Origin of the sequence: Phenylobacterium deserti (genome assembly GCF_003254705.1) — a bacterium.
Classification (GTDB): domain Bacteria; phylum Pseudomonadota; class Alphaproteobacteria; order Caulobacterales; family Caulobacteraceae; genus Phenylobacterium; species Phenylobacterium deserti.
In genome coordinates this window covers 932,684-955,529 of sequence record NZ_QFYR01000001.1, presented here as the reverse complement: position 1 = coordinate 955,529, position 22,846 = coordinate 932,684, and the positions used below count along the sequence as shown (strand labels likewise).

At 67.9% G+C, this 22,846-nt stretch carries 25 protein-coding genes; 6 read left to right on the top strand and 19 right to left on the bottom strand.

From position 1 onward, the window contains the following. Nucleotides 1-5: 5 nt before the first annotated feature. A complete protein-coding gene (locus DJ018_RS04700) occupies nt 6-1,130 on the top strand; it encodes a serine hydrolase domain-containing protein (protein ID WP_111513702.1) in 1,125 nt (374 codons plus the stop codon). Here DJ018_RS04700 and rarD read toward each other — a convergent pair whose 3' ends face one another. From rarD to DJ018_RS04650, 11 genes are all read right to left on the bottom strand, one after another. Next, complete coding sequence (rarD, locus tag DJ018_RS04695; RefSeq protein WP_111513701.1) at nt 1,131-2,066, bottom strand: EamA family transporter RarD; 936 nt, start codon at nt 2,064-2,066, stop codon at nt 1,131-1,133. It abuts the gene before it with no gap. A 1-nt stretch (nt 2,067) separates the two neighbouring features. Beyond that, complete coding sequence (locus DJ018_RS04690) at nt 2,068-3,099, bottom strand: aspartate-semialdehyde dehydrogenase (protein WP_111513700.1); 1,032 nt, start codon at nt 3,097-3,099, stop codon at nt 2,068-2,070. Between the two features lie 193 nt (nt 3,100-3,292). Continuing rightward, nucleotides 3,293-3,754: a hypothetical protein gene (locus DJ018_RS04685; RefSeq protein ID WP_111513699.1), complete on the bottom strand. Its 462-nt coding sequence runs from the start codon at nt 3,752-3,754 to the stop codon at nt 3,293-3,295. Next, nucleotides 3,754-4,341, bottom strand: coding sequence for a response regulator (locus DJ018_RS04680; protein WP_111513698.1), 588 nt, complete (start codon nt 4,339-4,341; stop codon nt 3,754-3,756). The genes DJ018_RS04685 and DJ018_RS04680 overlap by 1 nt, the downstream gene beginning before the upstream one ends. 87 nt (nt 4,342-4,428) lie before the next feature. Beyond that, the gene (locus tag DJ018_RS04675; protein ID WP_133254219.1) at nt 4,429-4,929 is read right to left on the bottom strand and encodes a hypothetical protein; all 501 of its coding nucleotides are present in this window, start codon (nt 4,927-4,929) and stop codon (nt 4,429-4,431) included. Between the two features lie 58 nt (nt 4,930-4,987). Further along, nucleotides 4,988-6,046: a 3-isopropylmalate dehydrogenase gene (gene leuB / locus DJ018_RS04670; protein ID WP_111513696.1), complete on the bottom strand. Its 1,059-nt coding sequence runs from the start codon at nt 6,044-6,046 to the stop codon at nt 4,988-4,990. 12 nt (nt 6,047-6,058) lie between these two features. Beyond that, nucleotides 6,059-6,361, bottom strand: coding sequence for a putative quinol monooxygenase (locus tag DJ018_RS04665; RefSeq protein WP_111513695.1), 303 nt, complete (start codon nt 6,359-6,361; stop codon nt 6,059-6,061). Further along, entirely contained in the window at nt 6,358-6,969 is a 612-nt protein-coding gene (gene leuD / locus DJ018_RS04660) for a 3-isopropylmalate dehydratase small subunit (protein ID WP_111513694.1), read from the bottom strand. Before leuD ends, DJ018_RS04665 begins: the two co-directional genes overlap by 4 nt. 12 nt (nt 6,970-6,981) lie before the next feature. Beyond that, entirely contained in the window at nt 6,982-7,764 is a 783-nt protein-coding gene (locus DJ018_RS18940) for a hypothetical protein (RefSeq protein WP_133254218.1), read from the bottom strand. A 29-nt stretch (nt 7,765-7,793) separates the two neighbouring features. Next, on the bottom strand, nt 7,794-9,218 hold the full coding sequence (gene leuC / locus DJ018_RS04655) for a 3-isopropylmalate dehydratase large subunit (RefSeq protein WP_111514680.1): 1,425 nt from the start codon (nt 9,216-9,218) through the stop codon (nt 7,794-7,796). Nucleotides 9,219-9,311: 93 nt separating this feature from the next. After that, nucleotides 9,312-10,289, bottom strand: a complete 978-nt coding sequence (locus DJ018_RS04650; protein WP_111513693.1) for an NAD-dependent epimerase/dehydratase family protein — start codon at nt 10,287-10,289, stop codon at nt 9,312-9,314. Nucleotides 10,290-10,378: 89 nt separating this feature from the next. On the opposite strand from DJ018_RS04650, the gene DJ018_RS04645 reads away from it, so the two are divergent. After that, on the top strand, nt 10,379-11,275 hold the full coding sequence (locus DJ018_RS04645) for a LysR family transcriptional regulator (RefSeq protein ID WP_111513692.1): 897 nt from the start codon (nt 10,379-10,381) through the stop codon (nt 11,273-11,275). Here the strand turns inward: DJ018_RS04645 and tesB are convergent, their stop codons facing one another. Beyond that, nucleotides 11,276-12,136 carry an acyl-CoA thioesterase II gene (gene tesB / locus DJ018_RS04640; protein ID WP_111513691.1) on the bottom strand — a complete coding sequence of 287 codons (861 nt, stop codon included), beginning with the start codon at nt 12,134-12,136 and terminating at the stop codon, nt 11,276-11,278. A gap of 172 nt (nt 12,137-12,308) precedes the next feature. Between tesB and trmD the strand changes: the two genes are divergently transcribed. From trmD to DJ018_RS19095, 3 genes are all read left to right on the top strand, one after another. Beyond that, nucleotides 12,309-13,019: a tRNA (guanosine(37)-N1)-methyltransferase TrmD gene (gene trmD / locus DJ018_RS04635; RefSeq protein WP_111514679.1), complete on the top strand. Its 711-nt coding sequence runs from the start codon at nt 12,309-12,311 to the stop codon at nt 13,017-13,019. A 21-nt stretch (nt 13,020-13,040) separates the two neighbouring features. After that, nucleotides 13,041-13,439 carry a 50S ribosomal protein L19 gene (gene rplS / locus DJ018_RS04630; RefSeq protein WP_111513690.1) on the top strand — a complete coding sequence of 133 codons (399 nt, stop codon included), beginning with the start codon at nt 13,041-13,043 and terminating at the stop codon, nt 13,437-13,439. Nucleotides 13,440-13,740: 301 nt separating this feature from the next. Then, nucleotides 13,741-13,881: a hypothetical protein gene (locus tag DJ018_RS19095; protein WP_165842791.1), complete on the top strand. Its 141-nt coding sequence runs from the start codon at nt 13,741-13,743 to the stop codon at nt 13,879-13,881. A gap of 4 nt (nt 13,882-13,885) precedes the next feature. Here the strand turns inward: DJ018_RS19095 and rimM are convergent, their stop codons facing one another. The 4 genes from rimM to DJ018_RS04610 all read right to left on the bottom strand — a co-directional run bounded on the left by rimM (nt 13,886) and on the right by DJ018_RS04610 (nt 17,004). Next, nucleotides 13,886-14,416, bottom strand: coding sequence for a ribosome maturation factor RimM (gene rimM, locus DJ018_RS04625; protein WP_420849503.1), 531 nt, complete (start codon nt 14,414-14,416; stop codon nt 13,886-13,888). Nucleotides 14,417-14,469: 53 nt separating this feature from the next. After that, a complete protein-coding gene (rpsP, locus tag DJ018_RS04620) occupies nt 14,470-14,937 on the bottom strand; it encodes a 30S ribosomal protein S16 (RefSeq protein ID WP_111513689.1) in 468 nt (155 codons plus the stop codon). Between the two features lie 24 nt (nt 14,938-14,961). Continuing rightward, the gene (ffh, locus tag DJ018_RS04615; protein ID WP_111513688.1) at nt 14,962-16,491 is read right to left on the bottom strand and encodes a signal recognition particle protein; all 1,530 of its coding nucleotides are present in this window, start codon (nt 16,489-16,491) and stop codon (nt 14,962-14,964) included. 189 nt (nt 16,492-16,680) lie between these two features. Next, the gene (locus tag DJ018_RS04610; RefSeq protein ID WP_133254217.1) at nt 16,681-17,004 is read right to left on the bottom strand and encodes a hypothetical protein; all 324 of its coding nucleotides are present in this window, start codon (nt 17,002-17,004) and stop codon (nt 16,681-16,683) included. Nucleotides 17,005-17,079: 75 nt separating this feature from the next. Between DJ018_RS04610 and DJ018_RS04605 the strand changes: the two genes are divergently transcribed. Next, the gene (locus DJ018_RS04605; protein ID WP_111513686.1) at nt 17,080-19,359 is read left to right on the top strand and encodes a M10 family metallopeptidase C-terminal domain-containing protein; all 2,280 of its coding nucleotides are present in this window, start codon (nt 17,080-17,082) and stop codon (nt 19,357-19,359) included. Nucleotides 19,360-19,421: 62 nt separating this feature from the next. On the opposite strand, the gene DJ018_RS04600 is transcribed toward DJ018_RS04605, so the two are convergent. The 3 genes from DJ018_RS04600 to DJ018_RS04590 form a co-directional block, all read right to left on the bottom strand. Further along, nucleotides 19,422-20,669 carry a DUF6880 family protein gene (locus DJ018_RS04600; protein WP_111513685.1) on the bottom strand — a complete coding sequence of 416 codons (1,248 nt, stop codon included), beginning with the start codon at nt 20,667-20,669 and terminating at the stop codon, nt 19,422-19,424. Beyond that, entirely contained in the window at nt 20,666-21,442 is a 777-nt protein-coding gene (gene xth / locus DJ018_RS04595; RefSeq protein ID WP_111513684.1) for an exodeoxyribonuclease III, read from the bottom strand. Before xth ends, DJ018_RS04600 begins: the two co-directional genes overlap by 4 nt. A gap of 77 nt (nt 21,443-21,519) precedes the next feature. Beyond that, the gene (locus DJ018_RS04590) at nt 21,520-22,710 is read right to left on the bottom strand and encodes a S1C family serine protease (protein WP_165842790.1); all 1,191 of its coding nucleotides are present in this window, start codon (nt 22,708-22,710) and stop codon (nt 21,520-21,522) included. Nucleotides 22,711-22,846: the final 136 nt, after the last annotated feature.

Below are 22,846 nucleotides of genomic sequence, written 5' to 3'. Positions count from 1 at the left end.
GCGGCATGGTCGACATCTCCGGCTTCGCCCCCGCCCGCTTCGCCGCCGTCCGCGACGCCTTCGCCGCCAACTTCGAGGCCGGCGCCGAGCTGGGCGCCCGCTTCACCCTGGTGGAGGCCGGCGAGGTGGTGCTGGACCTGTGGGCCGGCCACGCCGACCGCGCCCGCACCCGCCCCTTCGACGACACGACGCTGACGCCGGTGTTCTCCACCACCAAGGCCGTCGCCGCCCTGATGGTCGCCCGCCTCGTCGACGCCGGGAAGCTGGACTACCGCCAGACCGTCGCTTCGGTCTGGCCGGAGTTCGCTCAGGCCGGCAAGGCCGACGTCACCGTCGAGCAGGCGCTGTCTCACCAGGCCGGCCTTTCCGGCATCGTCGAGCCCATGGAGCCTTCCGAGTGGCTCGACTGGCCGCGCATCTGCGACCGGCTCGCGGCCATGGCGCCTCTGTGGCCGCCGGGCACGGCCAGCGGCTATCACCCCATCACCTTCGGCTACATCGCCGGCGAGATCTTCCGCCGGATCGACGGCCGCACCCTCGGCCGCGCCCTGCGCGAGGACATCGCCCAGCCCTTCGGCCTCGACCTGTGGATCGGCCTGCCGGAAGCCGAGTTCGACCGCGTCGCCGACCTCCAGCGGCCCAGCGCCTTGCCGGACTTCGGTGAGCGCAACGCCGCCACCGAGGCCGCCTTCCTGACCAAGTGGTCCTCGCCCGGCGGCGTCGGCCAGTCCGCCTGGCGTCAGGCCGAGATCCCGTCCGCCAACGGCATCGCCACCGCCGAGGCTCTGGCGCGTCTGATGGGCGCCCTGGCCAACGACGGCTGGCTGGAAGGCGACGAGATCCTCTCGCCCGCCCTGATCGCCGAGCTCAGCCGCGAACGCATCCGCGGCCAGGATCTCGTCCTGCCCTATCTGATGAGCTGGGGCGCCGGCGTCATGCGCAACGAGACGGTGCAAGCCTGGGGCGCCGGCCTGCAGACGTTCGGCCACTCCGGCTGGGGCGGCTCCTGCGCCTTCGCCGACCCGGAGCGCAAGCTCGGCGGCGCCTATGTCATGAACAGGCAGTCGGCCGACCTGCTGGGCGACCCGCGCGCCAAGCGGCTGATCGAGGCGGCCTACGCCGGCCTCTGATCACTCCGCTGGCGCGGCCTGCGCCGTCGCAAGGGCCGTGGACCTCGAGCGGCGCCAGGCGCCCCAGGCGAACACCGCAGCGCCGCCCCAGATGAACACGAAGCTCAGCGCCCGCAGCGGCGTGAAAGGCTCGCCCTGGCTCAGGCCGATGCAGAAGCTGATGGTGGGCGCCAGGAACTGCAGGAAGCCCATGGCCGACAGCGGCATGCGCCGTGCCGCCCAGGCGAACAGCATCAAGGGCAGGGCGGTGATCGGTCCCGACGCGATCAGCCAGGCCGCCGTTTGCGGGCTCTGGGTGAAGTGCCCTCCGCCCTGCGCCTGCAGCCAGGCCACGAACGCGATTCCCGGCAGGCCCAGGATCAGGCACTCGACGAAGAGCCCAGTCTGGGCGTCCGCCGCCACCTGCTTGCGCACGATGCCGTAGCCGCCGAAGCTCAAGGCCAGGATGATGGAGACGATCGGCAGGTGACCCAAGGCGAAGCCCTGGACGATCACCCCGACCGCCGCGATCGCCATGGCGATCTTGCCGATGCGGTCGATACGCTCGCGGAACAGCAGCGCGCCGGCCGCCATGTTGACCAGCGGGTTGATGTAGTAGCCGAGGCTGGTCTCCAGCACGTGGCCGGCGTTCACGGCCCAGATGAACGTCACCCAGTTTATGGCGATCAGCAGGGACGAGAGCATCAGCCGCAGCAGGATGCCCGGCGTCGTGAGCGCGGTGACGACCTGCCGGCCTTGCCGGGCCAGCAGCACGAAGAGCCCCGCGAGCGGGATGCTCCAGAACGTGCGGTGCGCAAGGATCTCCCAAGGCCCGACGCCGAGCGCGCCGATGGCCTGGAAGGCGAGGGGCACGAAGCCCCAGATCAGGTAGCAGAGAAGGCCCGCCGTCAGCGCCAGGCGGGCTTCCGCTCCTGGCGCTGACGGCGGGGACGCCATCTTAGGCCAGAGCCTTCTGACGGAGCAGACCGCGCTCGTGCAGCAGCTGGGCGATCTGGATCGCGTTCAGCGCTGCGCCCTTGCGCAGGTTATCGGCGACGACCCAAAGCGAGAGCCCGTTCTCGACCGTCGGATCCTTGCGGATGCGCGACACGAAGACGGGGAACTCACCCTGAGCTTCCTTGGGGGTGATGTAGCCCTTGTCGTCCCGCTTATCGATGACGATCAGGCCGGGGCTGTCGCGCAGCAGGTCGCGGGCCTCGTCCTCGTCGATCGGCTCGTGGAATTCGATGTTCACGGCTTCCGAGTGACCAACCATCACCGGCACCCGCACGCAGGTCACCGTGAGCTTGATCTCCGGGTCGATCATCTTGTGGACTTCGTTCCACATCTTGGCTTCTTCGTCGGTGTAGCCGTCGTCGCGGAACGAGCCGATGAACGGGATGACGTTGAAGGCGATCTGCTTGGGGAACTTCTTCGGCGGCGTCGCGCCCAGAACGAAGACGTTCTTCGTCTGGTCGAACAGCTCGTCCATGCCTTCCTTGCCCGCACCGGAAACCGACTGGTAGGTCGCCACGACGACGCGCTTGATGCGCGCACGCTCGTGCAGCGGCTTCAACGCAACGACGAGCTGCGCGGTCGAGCAGTTCGGGTTGGCGATGATGTTCTTGCGGTCGGCCCACTCGACGTCGTCCGGATTCACCTCCGGCACGACCAGCGGGACGTCCGGGTCCATGCGCCAGGTCGACGAGTTGTCGATGACGATCGGACCGGCCGCGCCGATCCGTTCAGACCAGGCCCTGGAAATCGTACCGCCGGCGCTCATCAGGACGAGGTCCACCGTGGAGAAGTCGAACTGCTCCAGGTCCTCGCACTTGATAATCTGCTCGCCGAACGAGACCTCCACACCGATGGATTTGCGGGAAGCAATCGCGTGAAGTTTCTCCACGGGGAATTTCACTTCCTCGAGGATGTTCAGCATCTCGCGGCCCACATTGCCCGTGGCGCCGACGACGGCCACCCGGTAACCCATCGCAATTCTCCATCGACTTGGGGGGGAGGCAGTCCGTTACGCCCCCGTCCCGCGCTATGCAAGGCACGGTTCCTCGGGCGCCTGTCAGTTTGTCTAGGGCGCTGACAAGCGCGTCGACTTGCCACGCACCGATCGCAGGGCCCGGCTTCAGGCGCAAGCGGCCGGATGGCGGGAACTGGACCTCTCTTCCCGGTCAGTCAGCGGCGTAGCGGTCCGTCACCTGTCGCAGGCCGGCAAGGACCGCATCGCGCCCTGCTGCCGGGAGCTCCGGGCTCATCAGCAATCGCCAGGCGCGCAGGTACACATCGATTGCTTCCCTGTCGAACCGACCGTTCGTCTTCATGTAGTCGAGCAAGTCGCAAAAGCTGGTCAGCGCCACATCGACAGCCGGCACGCCGCAGATCTCGCCCGCACCGATGGAGCGGACGGCGTACTCGTACAGCAGGTCGATCAACTCGCGGTTCGTCTCGGGGCTGCTCTTTGCCGTGGCTTCCGCCTGGTCGAGCAGGGCCAGCAGTTCGGCGCGGCAGGTCGGGCGGATGGTGACAAGGTTCTCGCCGGCCTTGGTTACAGCGTCGGCCACCGCCAACCCCCCGGGTTCTTTCAGAAGCTGGGTGAGGCGCAGCTTGGGGATGACGAAACGGACGGAAGACATCAGGTGAGGCTCGAGGCGGACGAGGCGGTCTCATCGTCCGATGGTGTGGTGGCCGGCGGAGGGCCGCTCGCCGGTGCATCTTCGCGTCGCCGTCCGACGCCGCCAGGTGGCCGTTCGTCGCGGAAACGACGGTCAGGACCCACATAGTCGCCTGAAAAGAGGAACGGTCGGCCTTCCTTGCTGACCCAGATGATCCGCTCAAGCAGGACAATCGGCGCGATGGGTTTCTTCACGATCAGGTGGCTGCCGCAGTCGCGAGCCCGGTTGATGTCGCTGCGTGGGGTGTGCGCCGTGGTCATCAGCACAGGCGTGTAGCAGTTCGGCTCCTGCGCCGTGTTCCGCAGCCATTTCACGAAACCATAGCCCGCGCCGCTGGGCGGCAGGGCGTCGACGATCGCGAGATCGAGCTGGGTGTTGGAAGCGACCTGCTTGGCCATCTCGACGTCGGTGCAGCGATGCAGCTTCTTGGCGCCGAGACCGGTGACAATCTGGACGAGGATCGCCATGCCCATGGGGGTGTCATCCAGGAGAAGGATGTTGGCCTTCTCAAGGTTGAAGCGGGCGCGAGAGGTGGGATCGAGCGCCACGACCTGACCCTGTTGGACGACGAAGCTTCGCCATTTGCGTGCGGCGGCGGTTAACAACGCCTTGCCGCCTGCGTCCGGGACGCCGCTTTACCCCAATTCGGGTAGCGCGGTCCGGGCCTGCCGACCGACAGGCCAACCCTTCGGGCATGGACCGATGATCGTGTAGCGGCGGGTGACGACAGTGGGCGGTGAAAGGGCGTCGAGCGGCCGGATTGCCAGGGTGGTTGTGAAGGCGGTCGCCGGATCACCCGAGCTGTCGATGCGCACCTGGAAGTCGCGTCCGTCCGCTTGGCAGCGGGTCTGGTGCAGCCGCGGCGTGTCCACCGCGGGTCCGAAGGTGGCGCAAGGCCGACCGTTCACCTCCACCCCTGGCCGCAGGAAGGCGGCGCGGTGAACTTCAGCCGCGCAGACATGCACCGCGGCCACGGCAATGCCGCCGCTCGCTAGCTGCTCGGCGCGCCAAAGCTGCGGGGGATCGAGCACCTCCTGCCGCGCCGCGATCTGCGCCGACAGAGCGCTGGGACGGCCGAGGTCGCAACCCGCCAGGGCGACGACCATGACCAGGAAAGCTGCGCTCCGTAGGAACACCTTGAGCCTCCGTCCGCGGGCCTGAGTAGCAGGCGCGCCGACGGAGCCGGAGGTCAAGTCAGGCCTGTAGCGCCGTGACCACAGCGTCGCCCATCTGGGCGGTGGTGAGCGCGCCGCCGAGGTCCGGCGTCCGTGCGCCGCTCGCCAGCGCCTTGTCCACGGCCGCAAACAGGCGATCGGCCAGATCGGAGCGGCTCAACGACCACCGCAGCGCCATCTCGAAGGACAGGATCGCCGCCATGGGGTTGGCCACGCCCTTGCCGGCGATGTCCGGCGCAGACCCGTGGATCGGTTCGTACAAGCCGGGCGCGCCGGGCTCGCCCAGCGCCGCGGATGGGAGCATGCCCAGGGACCCCGTCAGCTGCGCGGCCGCGTCCGAGAGGATGTCCCCGAACAGGTTGTCGGTGACCATGACGTCGAACTGCTTGGGGTTCTTGACGATCTGCATGGCGGCGTTGTCGGCCAGGATGTGCTCGAGCTGGACGTCCGAGTACTCGCGCTTGTGCAGGTCAGTGACGACTTCGCGCCACAGCAGGCCGGAGTCCATGACGTTGGACTTCTCGGCGCTGTGGACCTTGTTGCGGCGGCCGCGGGCGAGCTCGAAGGCCACGCGAGCCACACGCTCGATTTCGGCCGTAGTGTAGACCTGGGTGTCGACGGCTCGCTTGCCGCCGGAAGGCAGGGTCTCGATGAAGCGCGGCTCGCCGAAGTAGATCCCGCCGGTCAGTTCGCGCACGATCATGAAGTCGAGGCCTTCCACCACCTCGCGCTTCAGCGACGAGGCGTCGGCCAGGGGCTGGAAGCACAGCGCCGGACGCAGGTTGGCGAAGACGTTCATGCCGGCGCGCAGGCCCAGCAGTCCGGCCTCGGGTCGCTTGTCGCGCGCAACGCCCGTCCATTTGGGTCCGCCGACGGCGCCCATCAGGACCGCCTTGGCCGACTTGGCCGCTTCCAGCGTCTCGGCGGTCAGCGGCTCGCCGTGGAGGTCGTAGCTCTTGCCGCCAAAGGGGCGCTCGTCGAGGGCGAGGTCCGGGGCCAGCACGGCCGCCACCTTGCGCACTTCGGCGATCACTTCCGGCCCGATCCCGTCGCCGGGCAGGAGAAGCAGGTCGGTCATGTCAGGCGATCCTCAGAGCTGGCGTTGGCCGGCGATGTCGTAGGCGGTGAGCCGCCGGTCGGTGACGCCCAGGCGATTGCCCGCCGCGCGCCAAACGGCCATGTGAGGCATGCCGAAATGGGCGTCCAGGTCTTCCTGGCTGCGCCAGATCTCGAAGAAGCGCATCAGGCCAGGCTCCGTGGCGTCCTCGGCGTGTGCGTACTCGAGGCAGCCTGGCTCCTGCCGCGTTGCGGCGACCACCTCGGCGACGTGGGCCTTGAGTTCAGCCACGTTCTCGGCCGGCAGGCGGTAGGTTCCTGCGAGGATCAGGCTCATGCGTCTTCCAGCCACGGTTGGGCCAGGGCCCGCTTCATCTCGTAGACGTCGATGGCCTGACCCTGCTGCAGGGTCTCGCCGATCGCGTCGAGGCCCTTGAGCATCTTCTCCTTGCGCTGAGCGTCGATCTCGAAGCGGAAGGTCTGGCCGGACGGGGAGACCACCGTCTGCTCGGCAAGATCGACGGTCACCATGTGGTTGCCGCCCTTGGCTTCCTCCATCAGCGCCTGGACCTCGTCGGCCTTCAGCACCACCGGCAAGAGGCCGTTCTGGAAGCAGTTGTTGTAGAAGATGTCGGCGAAGCTGGTGGAGATCACGCAGCGAATGCCGAAATCCATCAGCGCCCAGGGCGCATGCTCACGCGAGGAGCCGCAGCCGAAGTTGTCGCCGGTGATGAGCACCCCCGCGCCCTTGTACTCAGGCCGGTTCAGAACGAAGTCCGCGCGCTCGTTACCCGCCTCGTCGAAGCGGTATTCGAAGAAAAGGCCGCGGCCCAGACCCTCGCGCTCCACCGTCTTGAGGAACTGCTTGGGGATGATCTGGTCAGTGTCGATGTTGGCCAGCGGCAGCGGCGCGGCCTTGGCGTCCAGGCGGGTGAAGGCTTCCATTGCGAGGCTTCCTTAGCGGTCTCGGCGCGAGGCATCAAAGGGTGTGTTGGCGCGACCGCGTTCTCGAATGCCGCCTGTCGCGCGGCGCATCAACGTGCGTGCGCGGTTGGACTCTGCTGGAGTGGGCGCGGAGTAGCGCGAGGGGCGGTGCTTTCGCCACTGCAGTGCAAGAGCTAGAAGTCCGATCGCGACACCCAGAGAGAAGAACAGGCTCAGGGCGCTCTCCAAACCTGCACGCACACGCTCGTCAGCCGGCCGAAGATAAGTGACGCCGGCGACCGTGAGCCCAATCAGCTGGCCATTCAGATGCTGAGCGTCCACCTGTGGCCAAGGCTTATCCTGCAGTTGCCTCAAACCTCTGTATGGCTTGCAAAGCACGAAGCAGGACCACTCCAGCCAACGTGGTTCACCTGCGATCTTGATTTGCAGGCTTCGTCCGCTCCGCCGCCCGCCCGCTCCCGGATGTAGGTGCTCGGCCTCACCTGAAACCCGCGTAGCTTGTAGGTTGTGGACTTCCCAGATCTGCGCGGCCGACGCCACCGTGCTCAGGGCGACCAAACCGCCGATGATACTCGCAAGGGCGATGTTGGTGCGCTGCCTGTGCACATAAGCCTCTCCGGCGGGCCGCAGGCGCTGGCGCAGCATACTCAGCAGACCGACTGCTCCGACGATGCAGAAGAACAGACTGGTGATCGCAACAAGCACGACGGCAGGCGAGGCGCAGCCGCAGAAGATAGCGACGCCGAAACGACCTGTTCCGACAGCGCCTAATACGGCGCTGAGCACGGTCAGCACGACTCGCGACTGACCGTACCTCAGGTACATCAGACGAAGTCGCGGACGTCGGCGATGTGGCCGGCGATCGCCGCCGCCGCCGCCATGGCCGGGCTCATCAGGTGGGTGCGGCCGTTGCGGCCCTGGCGGCCTTCGAAGTTGCGGTTCGAGGTGGAGGCGCAACGTTCGAAGGGCTTCAGCCGGTCCGGGTTCATGCCGAGGCACATGGAGCAGCCGGGTTCACGCCATTCGAAGCCGGCGGCCTTGAAGATGGCGTCCAGACCCTCTTCCTCGGCCTGCGCGGAGACGAGGCCGGAGCCCGGCACCACCATGGCGCGGACGTGCGGCGCCACCAGCTTGCCGTTGACGAAGGCGGTCTGCACCACCTGAGCCGCGGCGCGCAGGTCCTCAATGCGGCTGTTGGTGCACGAGCCGATGAAGACCACGTCGACCTTGGCTTCGGTGATCGGCTGGCCGGCTTGCAGGCCCATGTATTCCAGGGCGCGTTCGGCGGCGGCGCGCTTGTCCGGGGTGGAGAAGCTGGCCGGGTCGGGAACGACGTCCGTGATGGCGATGACGTCCTCGGGGCTGGTGCCCCAGGTCACCAGGGGCGCGATCTTGGAGGCGTCGATGCGGACCTCGCGGTCGAACACCGCGTCCTCGTCCGTGTAGAAGCTTTTCCAATATTCGACGGCCATGTCCCAGGCGCCGCCCTTGGGCGCGGCCGGGCGACCGCGGATGTAGTCGAAGGTGGTCTGGTCCGGAGCCACCAGGCCAGCGCGGGCGCCCGCCTCGATGGTCAGGTTGCAGAGCGTCATCCGCCCTTCCATGGACAGGGCGCGAATGGCGTCGCCGGCGTACTCAATGACATAGCCGGTGCCGCCGGCGGTGCCGATGGCGCCGATCACGGCCAAGGCGAAGTCCTTGGCGCCGACGCCGGGGGCGGGTTGGCCCTCGATCAGCACCCGCATGTTCTTCGACTTCTTTTGGCGCAGGGTCTGGGTCGCCAGGACGTGCTCGACCTCGGAGGTGCCGATGCCCTGGGCCAAGGCTCCGAACGCGCCGTGCGTCGAGGTGTGGCTGTCGCCGCAGACGATGGTCATGCCTGGCTGGGTGCGGCCTTGCTCCGGGCCCACCACGTGGACGATGCCGTTGCGCACGTCGCCCATGCCGAAGAACTGAATGCCGTTGTCGGCGACGTTGCGCTCCAACGTCTCAAGTTGCAGGCGCGCTTCTTCGTCGGCCACAGCGCGGACGCCGAGCTCCTGGCCTTCGGTCGGCACGTTGTGGTCGGCCACCGCAAGCGTGCGGTCCGGCCGGCGCACCTTGCGTCCGTTGGCTCTGAGGCCCGCAAAGGCCTGCGGAGTCGTGACCTCGTGGATGAGGTGCAGGTCGATATAGAGGATCGCCTCGCCGTCCTGTTGGCTGACGACGTGAGCGTCCCAGATCTTGTCGTAGAGGGTCTTGCCGGACATGCAGCGCATGTAGGTCGTCGGACGCGCGCGCGTCTAGTGCTGCAACGCGGCAAATGACGGGGCCTGCGGCAATTTCTTGCCGCAGGCGGTCTGTCACGCCGCCAGAGCGGCAGGATATTGCGGCAAAGCTCCCATTCCGCGCAGGGTCGTCTCCAGGGCGGTCGCAAGCGGCGTATGCGGCTCTTCGCCTAGTCGGGCCCGCAGCCGGGTGTTGTCGAGCAGCACAGGCGTCTCCCAAAGATAGCGAACCTCCATCAGCTCGCGGAGGGTTTCGTTGAACGGCGACATGGCTTTGAGCGCCAGCCAGGGGAGGCGCTTCACTGCCAGGCGTCGCCCAGCGACCTGCTCCAGCTCGGCGACCAGCTGGCGTCCAGTCATGCGGTGACCGGCGAGGTGGTAGCTCTCGAAGGCGCCGGCGCCCGGCTGCTCAACCAGCCGCACCATGGCCTGCGCGAGATCGGGCAGGTAGGCCCAGCTGTGTTCCACCGCCAGCGGGCCGGGGTAGGTGATGGAGGACAGCGGCTCGTTTGGCTTGATCAGGCCCTGGCTGAACCAGGTGTTGCCCGCCTTGGGTCCGAAGAAGTCGCCTGCCCGCACGATCGTCACCGGCGTGCCGGCGGAGGCGGCCTCGGCCAGCGCCGCTTCCATTTGCACCCGGATCGCGCCCTTGCGGGTCGTCGGCTGCTGGGGGGCATCTTCGTCGATCAGCGGAAAGGCGTCAGGGCCATAATTATAGATCGTCCCGGGGAACAGGATCCGCGCCCCTATCGCCTCCGCCGCGGCGATGGTGTTACGCAGCATCGGCAGGACCAGCGCGCCCCAGCCGCGGTAGCCCGGCGGGTTGGCGCCATGGAAGATCAGCTGCGCCCCTTCGGCCGCGCGGCGCACATCGGCCGCCAGCATGGCGTCGCCCTGCACCCATTCCAGGCCGCGCGGGCCTTTGGCCGTCTGGGGGCTGCGGTTGAGGGCCCGGACGCGCCAGCCGCGTGCGACCAGCCGCTCAGCGACCGCGCCGCCGATCCCGCCCGTGGCGCCGATGACCAGCGCCAAGGGTGCGTTGTCTTGTTCCATGGCTCGTCTCCGTGTTGACGGCCAGAAGGTGCGCAGAGACGGCGCTAAACGAAATTGTGGAATATCTAAGGTCGGCTATACATTAGCGTATGAGTGGAAGCCTTCCGGACTGGGACCTCTTCCAGAGCCTGCACGCCGTGCTGGAGACCGGCAGCCTGTCGGCCGCAGCCCGGGCGCGGGGTCTTACCCAGCCCACGCTGGGCCGCCATGTCGAAGCGCTGGAAACCCGCCTCGGCGCGCCGCTGTTCGTCCGCTCTCCGCGCGGTCTGCAGCCGACCGAGCTCGCCGTGGAGCTCCGACCGCACCTGGCTGATATGGCCGCCCAAGCGGCGGCGGCCATGCGCGACGCCAGCGTAGCCGCCGAAGGGGTCTCCGGTCCCATTCGCATCACCGCCAGCGAGATGTTCGGCGCGGAAGTGCTGCCGCCGATGCTGACCGGCTTCCGGGAGCGACACAGCGGGGCGGTCATCGAGCTGACGCTGTCCAACGACACCCAGGATCTTCTGCGGCGCGAGGCGGATATCGCCGTGAGGATGGTGGCGCCCAGCCAGTCGGCGCTGGTGGCCCGCAAGGTCGGCGAGGTCCCGTTGGGCTTCTTCGCCACGTCGGACTATGTCGCGCGCTATGGGGCGCCGGACAGTCTGGATGCCGTGTTCCAGCACCCGGTGGTCGGCATCGACAGCGATCGTCGGGTGCGACAGGTGCAATCGCTGCAGGGCATGCAGGTGGCGATCACGCGGGAAAGCTTCGCCTTTCGATCCGACAGCGACCTTGCCCAGCTCGCCGCGGTGCGAGCCGGCTTCGGCGTCGGCGTTGTGCAGGCGCCGCTCGGCGCCCGCTATGGCCTCGTTCGCCTGCTGCCGGAGTTCGAGATCCTGCGGTTGGGCGTCTGGATCGTCATGCACGAGAACCTGCGCGCCAGCCGCCGCATCCGACTGATGTTCGACCACCTCGTGGAGGGCGTTTCCGCCTACCTCAAGACCTGATCAGTCCTTCGGCTTGCGCATGCGGATCAGGCCTTCCTGGGCGGTGGAGGCCACCAGGACGCCTGACTGGTCGTAGATTGCGCCGCGCGCAAAGCCGCGGCCGCCCGAGGCCGACGGGCTGTCCTGGGCATAGAGAAGCCAGTCGTTGAAGTTGAACGGCTTGTGGAACCACATGGCGTGGTCGAGGCTCGCCGCTTGCAGCTGCCGGTGCTCGAAGCCGACGCCGTGCGGCCGAAGGGCGGTGCCGAGCAGGCTCATGTCGGAGGCGTAGGCCAGGATCACCTGGTGCATCCGCGGATCGTCGCCGATGGGCGCGCGGGCGCGGAACCACACTTGCTGCTCGGCCTCGGCGGCGGGCGGCGTCGCGCCCATGCGCAGGTCGACGCTGCGGATCTCAATCGGCTGCGGCGCCTCGAGCCAGCGGCGAGCGGCCTCCGGCGCGTCCTTCATCGCTTCCTTGCGACGGACGAGGTCGTCTTCCAGGGTCTGCGGATCGGGGTTGGCCGGCATGGCCGTCTGGTGCTCGAGCCCGTCTTCCGGCGCCTGGAACGAAGCGGCGAGGTTGAATATCTGCTGGCCGTGCTGGACGGCGATCACCCGGCGGGTCGTGAAGCTGCCGCCGTCACGGGCGCGGTCCACCTCGAAGACGATCGGCACGCGCGGATCGCCTGGCCGGATGAAGTAGCAATGGAGGGAGTGGCAGATCCGCTCTTCCACCGTCTCATAGGCGGCCAGCAGGGACTGGGCGATGACCTGGCCGCCGAAGATGCGGCCGCGATCCTTGTCCGGGGTGTCGCCCCGGAAGAGGTTCACTTCGATCCGCTCGAGCTTGAGGGTCTCCACCAGGTTGTCGGTGTCCATGCGCCGCCCGCTTCTCTGCAATCCCACCCGCGAAGCCGCTCGCTTACGCGGGGCGTTGCGGGGCTGCAAGGCGTGACGCGGCGGCAAGCGCCGCCGGCGGCGGGTGCGGTTCGGGGCCGCTGAGCCACCGATCAGCTTGACGTCGCCGGCCTATGCGGGCCTTTGCCGCGCCATGTCCTTCGACACCACGGTCCTCACCATGTTCCCGGACGCGTTTCCGGGCCCTCTGGGCGTTTCCCTGATCGGGACGGCATGGCGCGAGCACGGCCTTTGGACTCTGGAAACGCTGGACATTCGGGGCTTTTCCACAGATAAGCGCGGCTTCCTCGACGACACCCCTGCGGGTGGCGGTCCGGGACAGGTGATGCGAGCGGACGTCATCGCTTCTGCGCTGGACAGCGTGGATCGGCGGGGGCGGCCGCTTTTGTACATGAGCGCCCGGGGTCGGCCCCTTTCCCAGGCGCGGGTTCGTGAGTGGGCCGCAGGTCCGGGACTGATCGTCCTGTGCGGGCGGTTCGAAGGGGTGGATCAGCGGGTGCTCGACGCCCGGGGGTTCGAAGAGGTCTCCGTCGGGGACGCGGTGCTCGCCGGCGGCGAGGCGGCGGCCCTGGTGACCATCGAGGCCTGCGTACGGCTGGTTCCCGGTGTGTTGGGGCAGGCCGAGAGCTTGAGTGAAGAAAGCTTCGAGGACGGGCTTCTTGAGCATCCGCAGTACACGCGACCGCGGACGTTCGAAGGGCAGGACATCCCCGAGGTTCTGCTGAGCGGCAACCACGCCGAGATCCGGAAGTGGCGGCAGGCGAAGCGGGAAGAGACTACGCGGGAGCGGCGTCCGGACTTGTGGGCGCGGCGAACCGCCAATCAACAGGCAAAGGGCGATTGAAGCCCAGTAAGGAATGAACCGATGAACTTGATCGAACAGCTCCGCAAGGAAGAAGCTGACCGTCTGCTGGCCAACCGCAGCGTCCCTGAGTTCCGTCCCGGCGACACCGTGCGCGTGAACGTGCGCATCAAGGAAGGCGAGCGCGAACGCGTTCAGGCCTACGAAGGCGTCTGCATCGCCCGTGGCGGCCAGGGCGTGGACGAGAGCTTCACCGTCCGCAAGATTTCCTTCGGCGAAGGCGTGGAACGCGTGTTCCCGATCCTGTCGCCGATGATCGAAAGCATCGAAGTGAAGCGTCGCGGCGTCGTCCGTCGCGCCAAGCTGTACTACCTGCGCGACCGCCGCGGTAAGTCGGCCCGGATCGCCGAGCGTCAGATGACCGCCGCCAAGGCCGAGCCGACCGAGACGACCGAAGCCTAAGGCTTCGAACTTCGACAGATCAGAAGCGGCGGCCAGGGTGACCTGAGCCGCCGTTTTTGTTGCTGCAAAAGTAAAAAGCCCTGGCGCGGCTGAGCCAGCGCCAGGGCTTCGATGAGACGGGGCAATACATCGGGGGGCGTCGTAGGGCCGCCGTCACAGACAGCTAACGGCGGCAAGCGCAGGCGGTTCCGTGGCATGGCGGGCATTTGCGGGCGCCAACAACAGAGACCCGGCTTGGGTCGTGGGCCGCGGAACCCGCTCGGTCCCGTGGTGGTTTTTACCGAGTGATGAGGACCGCCCAATGATCCAGGCTCTTGCCCTGAAGCGCCGACGTCGGCGGGATCCCGGCTCCGTGCCGGAAGCGGTGATGCTGTTCGGCGTTCTCGCCGCGACAGGTTTTGCGTGGGGCTGGGTCGCGCACGGCGTCCCAGGCGTATTCTAGACGCCTATTCGATCTCTTCAGGGGGCACGCCGATGAGCTTGCCCTCGGCGAGGCGCACCTCCGGCACGGCTTCCTTGGTGAAGGGCAGGTACCAGGTCGCGGCCCCCTTTTCGGAACCGGGCGGCGGCTGGATTTCAAGCAGATCGCCGGCGCCGAAATCCTGCACCGACTTCACGCGGCCCATGGGCTCGCCTTCCGCCGATACGACGGTCAGCCCGATCAGGTCGGTGAGGTAGAATTCGTCTTCATCCGGCTCCGGAAGCGCCTCGCGCGGCACATAGAGCTCGAGGCCGCGCATCGCCTCGGCCTGTTCGCGGGTCTCGACCTCGGCGACGCGCCCCACGAACCCCCGCTTGTCTGGGCGGCCGGAGAGAACCGTCAGGCCCGCCGAGCCGTCCTTCCGCAGCAGAGTCTTGTAGTCGATCAGCGCCAAGGGGTCGGCCGTGTAGGCCGTCAGGCGCACCTCGCCCTTCACGCCAAAAGCGCCGGCGACGCGGGCGACAAGGATGAGGTCGGACGTCTCGGACATGCGCAAGCGCGAGCCGCCCGCCTCGAACTTCGCGGCGGGCGGCTGCAAGCAGCGTGTGCTTAGGCTTGTTCTTCCGAAGCGGCTTCCGCGGCGGGAGCTTCTTCGGCGGCGGCCGGAGCTTCTTCAGCGACCGGCTCTTCAGCCGGGGCAGCCGAGGCCGCAGCGGCGGCTTCAGCTTCAGCGGCGGCGCGGTCGGCTTCGCGCTGGGCGCGCTCTTCCGCACGTTCCTTGGCCTTCTGGCCGGGCTCGCCCTTCTTCGGGTTGCTGCTGTTGGTCCATTGGCCGATGCCTTGCTTGGCCAGCTCGCGCTGGACGCGGTCGGTCGGCTGGGCGCCCTTGGCGATCCACTCCTGGATCCGCTCGACCTTCAGGACGACGCGGTTCGGATCGTCCTTCTTGAGCAGCGGGTTGTAGGAGCCGACCTTCTCGATGAAGCGGCCATCGCGCGGGCTGTGGCTGTCGGCGACGACGATCGAGTAGTAGGGGCGCTTCTTGGCGCCGCCACGGGCCAGACGGATCTTCAGCATTGGTAGTCCTCTTTGTAGATCAGGTTATTTCTTGAAGGGGTTGTAGCCGGGGGGCAGTCCGCCGCCGCCCAGGCCAGGGAGCTTCAGGCCGCCAGGCCCGCCGCCGCCCATCTTTCCGAGCTGCTGCGAGAGCTGCTCCATCTCTTCGGCGCTCGGCATCTTGCCGCCGGGCGCCAGCGCCTTGAGCTTGGCCATGTCCGCCCCGCCCATGCCGCCCAGCATGCCCGCCATCTTGGCGAAGCCCTTGCCGCCGTCGCGGCTCAGGGACTTGAAGGCGTCGGCCATCTGGCGGTGTTGTTTCAACAGACGGTTCACGTCGGCAACGTCCACGCCGGCGCCGGCCGCGATGCGGCGCTTGCGCGAGGCCTGGAGGATGTCAGGCTTCTTCCGCTCGGCCTTGGTCATGGACGAGATGATCGCCGCCTGGCGGTCGACCATCTTGTCGGTCACTCCGCTCTCGGCGATCTGCTTCTTCATCTTCTGAACGCCGGGGAGCAGGCCCATCAGGCCTTCCATTCCGCCCATGCGCTTCATCTGCTTGAGCTGCTCGGCCATCATGTCGAGGTCGAACTGACCCTTGGCCAGCTTCTTCGCCATGGCCTCGGCCTTGGCCGCGTCGATCTCCTGAGCGGCCTTCTCGACCAGCGCGACCACGTCGCCCTGACCCAGGATGCGGCCAGCCACACGGCGGGCGTCGAAGGCGTCCAGGCCTTCGAGTTTTTCGGATACGCCAAGGAATTTGATCGGCAGGCCGGTGACAGCCCGCATCGAGAGAGCGGCACCGCCGCGGCCGTCACCGTCCGCGCGGGTCAGCACCAGGCCGGTGAGCGGCAGACGCTCGTGGAAGGCCTTGGCCGTGCGAACCGCGTCCTGACCGGTCAGGCTGTCAGCCACCAGCAGGGTTTCGGACGGATTGGCGATCCGGGCGATCTCGGCCGCCTCGGTCATCATCTGCTCGTCCAGCGTGGTGCGGCCGGCGGTGTCGAGGATGACGACGTCGAAGCCCTGCAGCTTGGCCGACGAAAGCGCTCGACGGGCGATGTCAGGCGCGGACTGGCCCTGGACGATCGGCAGGCTGTCGACGCCCGCCTGCTTGGCCAGCGTCGCCAGCTGTTCCATAGCCGCCGGGCGGCGGGTGTCGAGCGAGGCCAGAAGGACGCGCTTGCGCTCCTTGCCCAGCCGTAGGGCGAGCTTGCCCGCCGTGGTGGTCTTGCCCGAACCCTGCAGGCCGGCCATCAGGATGACGGTCGGCGGGTTCATGGAAAGGTTCAGCCCTTCGGGCTCGCCCTCGCCACCCAGCATGTCCACCAGGCCATCGTAGGTGATCTTGACCACCTGGTCGGCCGGACGGACGGAGCGGATCACCGCCTCGCCGGTCGCCTGTTCCTTGGCCTTGGCGATGAACTCACGCACCACCGGCAGGGCGACGTCGGCCTCGAGGAGGGCGACGCGAACTTCGCGCAGCGCTTCGTCGATGTCCTTGTCGGACAGCACGCCGCGCCCGGAAAGCCGGTCGAAAACGCCTGAAAGCCGATCTGTAAGTGCGTCGAACATGATCTTCCTTTGGGCCCAAACGCGATCAACCCCCGTGGACGATTACGTCGACGGGGGGCCTCGCCGTCCTCGTCCCATATAGGATGGGGGTCGTGACGGTGGAGGGCGCTGACCAAGGTTGCGCCGGAGGTGCGCGCTTATGCGCCTGTGGAGAACTCAGGTCAAGAAAAGGCTCGACATTCCGTCCTCTCAAGGCGGGAAGCCGAACTTCTCCGCCAGCTCCGCTCGGGTGTACGTGCGCTTCGGGGCGGCGCCGTCCGCGCGTCGAAGGTTGCCGCTTTCCCGCTGGTAGAGCCCCGGCGCGACCTGCCGGTACCAGGTTCCGCCAAGCTGGGCGCGGGTCTCCAGAAACTCGAGGTAGGCGTCGAGCGTCGCGAAACGGGCGCTCGGCCCGTGAGTTGCGCGCGTTGATTTCGGCGGCGGCATATCAGTCGTCTGAAGCGGCGCCATAAGAACAAGCTTCAGCATAAACAATGGCGCGAGCAATCGTGCGAGCCCCGAAGCTTTCACCACGTCGGTTCTCCGTATCACGTTGCTGTAACAATCCGCGAGAACGCTACAATTGGCAATTGCCGGTTGCAGATTTCCATGTTCGCTTCTGCTCACAACGGGGCTGGCTTGGCCCTCAACATCGCCAGGGAAGAGACGAACTACATGCGGCCGAATTCGATGGACGATTTTGCGCGCATCACCCGCGGGACGCGCGACGCTCAGAAGCCTGAAGCCACTCTGTCCGGTCTGACGCCGACCTCCGCGACCTTCACCCACGCTGACGGCGCCGCGCCTGCGACGACGGTGGGCTCGCTAGGTACTGAGCGCTACGACCTGATCCCGGTGGCACTGACCGCCGGCACCACCTACTCCTTCGCGTACCGACCGACCGAGACCGGCGGCATCGAAGACCCGTTCCTGGGGCTGGTGAACCCGGCCGGCACCCAGTTCCTGGCGCAGGACGACGACGGAGGTCTTGGCCGCTCGTCGATGATCACCTTCACGCCGACCGCGAGCGGCACCTACCTGCTCTACACCACCTCCTGGTACCACATAGATCCATCGGCTCCCGGCTATCCGAACTACCGGGACGCAGGCGGCTATACGGTTGATATGTGGACGGCGGATCCCGCCACGGACGCGCCGAGCACACGCGCCGGCGCCCTGACGATCGATGTCGGGACCACTTACGGCCACCTGGACGCGGCCGGCGACCAGGACATGTACCGCGTCGAGCTTGATCCCGGCCTCTTCTACACCTTCACCTACGCTGGCGGCATCGCCAGCAGCGCGGAATATCCGGGCGAACTGCCGGGCGAGAGCATCGGCGTGCTCCGCCTTTATGACGCGGAGGGCAACGAGCTCTCCGCGGCGGTGAACTACGAAACGGGCCTCGGCTTCCTCTCTCCGGAAGGCGGCACCTACTACCTGCGCGTCGAGGGCTACGAGCCCGACATGACCGGCGGGTACACCCTGGATGTGAAGGCGCAGGATCCGACGGATTTCGACCCGCTGGAGTCCCTGAACTGGGACGAGGCCGACAACATCCCGACGACCATGGTCAATGGCGTGCCCACCGCCTACGTCTACTTCGCGTCCGCCCGGGAAGGCGGCTTCGGCGAGACCGAGGATGACGGCGTCACGCCGATCACCACCTATGGCTGGGAGCAGTTCCAGATCCAGGGCGTGATGCGCGCCCTGCAGGAATACACGCCGATCACGGGCATCAACTACGTCCGGACCACGGACATCAACCAAGCCACCTTCCGCTTGGTGACGACGATCAACGACGACTACGGCGCACGCTTCAACCCGCGTGACCCCAGCGCCGGCGACCTCCAGGGGGTGGGCGTGTTCAATCTCGCCAGCGGCGGCTTCACCCGGCCGGAGACGCTGGAGCCGGGCGGCTATTCCTACGCCGTAGTTCTGCACGAGTTCGGCCATGCTCACGGCGTCGCCCACCCGCACGACGAGGGCGGCGGCTCGGAGATCCTGCTGGGCGTCACCGGGCCCACCGGCAGCCTGGGCATCTATGACCTGAACCAGGGCGTCTACACCGTCATGTCCTACAACGACGGCTGGCAGACCAACCCGGACGGCCCGCTGGAGTTCACGCGTCAGACCTGGGGGTCGGGGTGGTCGGGCACCTTGGGCGCCTTCGACATCGCCGTGCTGCAAGCCCGCTACGGCGTGCACGCCCACAACACCGGCGACAACGTCTACGCCCTAACCGGTCCGCAGAAGGACGCCTACTACCAGACGATCTGGGACACCGGCGGCAACGACACCATCGCCTACGACGGCGGGCGTGACGCGCACATCGACCTGCTGGCGGCGACGCTCGACTACACGCCCACCGGCGGCGGCGTGGTCTCCTTCGTGGACGGCACCTACGGCGGCTACACCATCGCCAATGGGGTGGTGATCGAGAACGCCCGCGGCGGCAACGGCAGCGACGCCCTGATGGGCAACAGCGTGGCCAACAGACTGGATGGTCAGAACGGCGATGACGGTCTGCTGGGCCGGGAAGGCGACGACCTGCTGATCGGCGGCAACGGCAAGGACACTCTGAACGGCGGAACAGGCAATGACAGCCTGGACGGAGGCACCGGGCGAGACGTGCTGAACGGCGGGGCCGGCGACGACACCCTGAACGGCGGCCTCCATGACGACCTCTTCGTGTTCGAGGACGCGGGGACCGACACCATCGTCGGCTACCAGAAGGGTGAGCAGTTCGACCTGTCGGCGCTGAACGTCACCTGGGCCGACGTCACCATCGAGAGCGGCCGCATCGGCGTCGACCTTGAAGGCGACCAGGACCTGACCATCATCGTGAACACCAGCGGCATCACGCAGGGGAACTTCATCTTCGCCTGACGGGGCGAGGTTGAAGGGGGAAGGCGCCTCGCCCGCGGGGCGCCTTCTTCGTTTCCGGCGGCTCAGATGGGAATCGAGTCCGCCTCAGCGGTCAGCCGGTCGCAAGTGGCGAAGTCGCGCCGGCGAAAGGCCGCCGCCGCCGCCCGACGCAGGAGCCGGTGCGCGGCGGCCGGGAAGCGGCTCCGCAGGCGTCCGCCCCATAGCTCGGCGAGCTCGGCGTCGATGCCCGCCTCGTCAGCGCGGGCCTCGATCATCCGCGCGGCCTCGGGCAGGGCCGGCCATTCCATCAGCAATCGCAGGCCGCGGAGGAAGTCGGGATCCTGCCGGGCGAGGTCGAAGGCTTTTTCCTGCGCCTCCACGTCGTCGAAGCCGGCCAGCCGACTGGTGAAGGCGCGCAGCCGGTCGGCCGAGAGGGTACGTTCGAAGGCCGTCCAGCGGGCGGCCTGAGCGCCGGCCGTATCGCCCGACGCCTCGAGCACCTCGATCCAGGCGCTTTCCCACTCCGGATCGGGATCGCTCGCGCCTCGGGTCTTGGGCGTGGGGGCCGCGCGCAGCACTTCGGCCGCGGCGTCCGCCCGCCCCTGGGCCAGCAGGCGACGCGCCAGCCCCGCCGCCACGGGCTGCACCTTCAGCTCGGCGGCCGAGTAGGTCCCGCAGTAGGCGTCGAGATCGCCGGCCGCATCGGCCAGCGCACGGATGGCGCGCAGCATCCCCGGGCGGGACGAGCCCTGCGCCACCGCCTGCCGCAGCACGGCTTCGGCAAACGCCGGAGGGGCGCCGTCCAAGGCCGCCGGCAACCACTCCGCCCAGGCGGCGGGATCGGCGGCGATGCGCTCGGCCAGCGAGGCGGCGACAGGCTCGCCGGCCTCGCGGCGCAGCAGGGGCGCAAGATCGCCGGCCGCCCGGGCGAATAGTGCAGCCAGCACGCCGTCCCGGTCCTTCAGTCGGCTGCGCACGCGCGGAGCCAACCCCAGGAACGCCAGCATGCGGTTGTTGGCGGCGGCAGGGTCGAGTTCCGCCAGCCGATCGGCGATCAGGCCGCGCAGGGCGTCGAGGTCGCGCAGGAATGCGTGCCGCTGGCGCCAGGACACCTTGGAGCGGCTGGTCTCCAGGCTGGCCATGCGCCGGTCGATCTCCACCAGCAGGTGCTCGGCGCCCTGCTCGGCGGCCAGCTCCATGCGCAAGCGGCGCTTCAGCTCCGGCCGGGCGGCGGCCACCTCCACCAGAATGGTCGCCAGCCGCTCCGCCCCCAGGCGCGCCACGTTCTCGGGCGTGACCTTCTTCAGGCTGGCCGCCGTGGGGCGCTTCATGGAGGGGCGATCTCGATCCAGGTGGGGGCGTGGTCGCTGGGCTTTTCCTTCGCCCGCGCCGCGCGGTCCACCCCCGCGGCGACGAGCCGGGGCGCAAGCTCGGGGCTGAGCAGCAGGTGGTCGATCCGCAGGCCGGCGTCGCGCCCGAACGCGTTCCGGAAGTAGTCCCAGAAGGTGTAGATCCGCTCGCCCGGATGCAGGCTCCGCAAGGCGTCGGTCCAGCCCTGGGCCACGAGACGGGCATAGGCCTCGCGCACCTCGGGCCGGAACAGGGCGTCATCGCGCCAGCGCTCGGGGGCGTAGACGTCGAGGTCGGTGGGCATGACGTTGAAGTCGCCCGCCAGGACCACCGGCCCGCCGTCCTCCAGCAGGCTGCGCGCATGAACCGCCAGCCGCTCGAACCAGGCCAGCTTGTAGTCGAACTTCGGACCCGGCGCCGGATTGCCGTTGGGCAGGTACAGGCACCCGATCACCAGGCCGCCCACCTCCGCCTCGATGTAGCGGCTCTGGAGGTCCTCCGGATCGCCAGGCAGGCGGCGGTGGCGCACGACCGGCGCCTCGCCGCGGGCCAGAATGGCCACCCCGTTCCAGCTCTTCTGGCCTTCCCAGACGGCCTGGTAGCCCAGCGCTTCGATCTCGGCGGCCGGAAACCGTTCGGTGGGCGCTTTCAGCTCCTGGAGGCAGGCGACGTCGGGGCGCGCCTCCTCCAGCCATTCCAGCAGCCGCGGCAGGCGCGCTCCGACGCCGTTGATGTTGAAGGTGGCGATCTTCATGGCTGCGGTTCAATGCGCAGGCGCCGGCCAGGCTCCCGACCAGCGCCGCGCGCCCCGCAGCCCGTCGGTGGGAAGACCTATTCCTCTTTGATCTTCTCCCACTTGTAGGGCTCGTCCTCGCCCTTGCGGAAATAGCCGATCATGTCCGGCTTATCGTTGCCGTCCGTGTCGTAGAGGGCCTCGTCCCAGGTGCCGTCCTGCTTGTTGTCGAAGAACATGGTGTCGAGCTTGCCGTCGCCGTCGTCGTCAAACCACAAAGTGGAGGGGTGGCGCTTGCTGTCCGGGATCACGACGATGGAGTCCGCCTCGTTGTCGCAATCGGCGTCCATCAGGTAGCGGGTGCCCTTGGGATCGGTGACCTGCTCCTCCTCCAAGGCCTTCACCTCGCACTTCTCCGCGGAGGCTTGCGAAACCGTGACGCGGTCGCTGGTGCGGGCCAGGAAGGTCTTCACGTCTTCGGCCGAGACCGCGAAGTTTAGGCCCTCACCCTCGCCGATGAAGCTGTTGATCCCGACCACGTTTAGGTTGTCGTCCAGCAGCGGCCCGCCGGAGTTGCCCGGGTTGATCGGCGTCTGCGTCTGGATGACTGTCGCCTCGTGGGCGATCTTGTCCTCGGCCTTCCAGCCGTAAGCGCGGCGGATCTGGCTGACGATGCCACGGGTGTAGGTCCAGGTCCGGCCAGTGGGGTGGCCGATGGCGTGAACGTCGGCCCCGACTTCCAGGGTGGTCGAGTTGCCGATGGCCAGGGGCGTGACGCCCGCCGGCACCTCGTCCACCTGAAGCAAGGCGAGGTCGCTCACCTCGTCCCGACGGATCACCTTGGCCTTGCGCGCATCGCCATCGGAGACGGCCGCGCCTTCCATGGCCGGCTTGAAGATCACGCCGACCTCGCTCTCCTTGCCTACGACATGGAGGTTGGTGACGATCTTGCCGTCTGAGGACACCAGCACGCCGGATCCGAAGCCGTCGTCCGAAACCACCAGCACCACGGCGGGCGCGGCCTTGCGGTAGACCGCGGCTTCAGCCGCTCCACGGGTCGCCGCGCGGGTCTCTGGCTCAAGCTGGCGCAGCGCACGGCCGTAGGCGAGACCGGTGCTGCGCGGGACGGCGACGCCCAGCTGCCGGGCGCTGGCCGTGCTGGGCTTGCCGGACGGCAGGTCCACACGACCGCCAAGCTCCGCTTCCGGCGACTGAGCCATGGCGTATGATGCCGGCGCACATGCCAGCGACAGGGCGCCGAGGCCGGCGCCCAAGTGGACCCACTTCATGACAACAATCCCCCGGTACAGCTTCGTCTGGAAACTAGCGGGGTGCATGCTCGCCACAAACGTGTTTCTGGGCGGTGTACGCCCGGCCCAAGCTGCGGAAGGTGCACCGAAAATATCCGCGCATGCGACGCAGTCC

Coding starts and splice junctions, on each gene's coding strand:
- DJ018_RS04690 (WP_111513700.1), bottom strand. CDS start 3,099: ATGGGTTACCGGGTGGCCGTCGTCGGCGCCACGGGCAATGTGGGCCGC.
- DJ018_RS04590 (WP_165842790.1), bottom strand. CDS start 22,710: ATGAAGTGGGTCCACTTGGGCGCCGGCCTCGGCGCCCTGTCGCTGGCA.
- DJ018_RS04700 (WP_111513702.1), top strand. CDS start 6: ATGGTCGACATCTCCGGCTTCGCCCCCGCCCGCTTCGCCGCCGTCCGC.
- DJ018_RS04605 (WP_111513686.1), top strand. CDS start 17,080: ATGTTCGCTTCTGCTCACAACGGGGCTGGCTTGGCCCTCAACATCGCC.
- DJ018_RS04650 (WP_111513693.1), bottom strand. CDS start 10,289: ATGGAACAAGACAACGCACCCTTGGCGCTGGTCATCGGCGCCACGGGC.
- tesB (WP_111513691.1), bottom strand. CDS start 12,136: ATGGACACCGACAACCTGGTGGAGACCCTCAAGCTCGAGCGGATCGAA.
- ffh (WP_111513688.1), bottom strand. CDS start 16,491: ATGTTCGACGCACTTACAGATCGGCTTTCAGGCGTTTTCGACCGGCTT.
- rarD (WP_111513701.1), bottom strand. CDS start 2,066: ATGGCGTCCCCGCCGTCAGCGCCAGGAGCGGAAGCCCGCCTGGCGCTG.
- leuC (WP_111514680.1), bottom strand. CDS start 9,218: ATGTCCGGCAAGACCCTCTACGACAAGATCTGGGACGCTCACGTCGTC.
- trmD (WP_111514679.1), top strand. CDS start 12,309: ATGTCCTTCGACACCACGGTCCTCACCATGTTCCCGGACGCGTTTCCG.
- DJ018_RS19095 (WP_165842791.1), top strand. CDS start 13,741: ATGATCCAGGCTCTTGCCCTGAAGCGCCGACGTCGGCGGGATCCCGGC.
- leuD (WP_111513694.1), bottom strand. CDS start 6,969: ATGGAAGCCTTCACCCGCCTGGACGCCAAGGCCGCGCCGCTGCCGCTG.
- rpsP (WP_111513689.1), bottom strand. CDS start 14,937: ATGCTGAAGATCCGTCTGGCCCGTGGCGGCGCCAAGAAGCGCCCCTAC.
- leuB (WP_111513696.1), bottom strand. CDS start 6,046: ATGACCGACCTGCTTCTCCTGCCCGGCGACGGGATCGGGCCGGAAGTG.
- DJ018_RS04665 (WP_111513695.1), bottom strand. CDS start 6,361: ATGAGCCTGATCCTCGCAGGAACCTACCGCCTGCCGGCCGAGAACGTG.
- xth (WP_111513684.1), bottom strand. CDS start 21,442: ATGAAGATCGCCACCTTCAACATCAACGGCGTCGGAGCGCGCCTGCCG.
- DJ018_RS04685 (WP_111513699.1), bottom strand. CDS start 3,754: ATGTCTTCCGTCCGTTTCGTCATCCCCAAGCTGCGCCTCACCCAGCTT.
- DJ018_RS04600 (WP_111513685.1), bottom strand. CDS start 20,669: ATGAAGCGCCCCACGGCGGCCAGCCTGAAGAAGGTCACGCCCGAGAAC.
- rplS (WP_111513690.1), top strand. CDS start 13,041: ATGAACTTGATCGAACAGCTCCGCAAGGAAGAAGCTGACCGTCTGCTG.
- DJ018_RS04645 (WP_111513692.1), top strand. CDS start 10,379: ATGAGTGGAAGCCTTCCGGACTGGGACCTCTTCCAGAGCCTGCACGCC.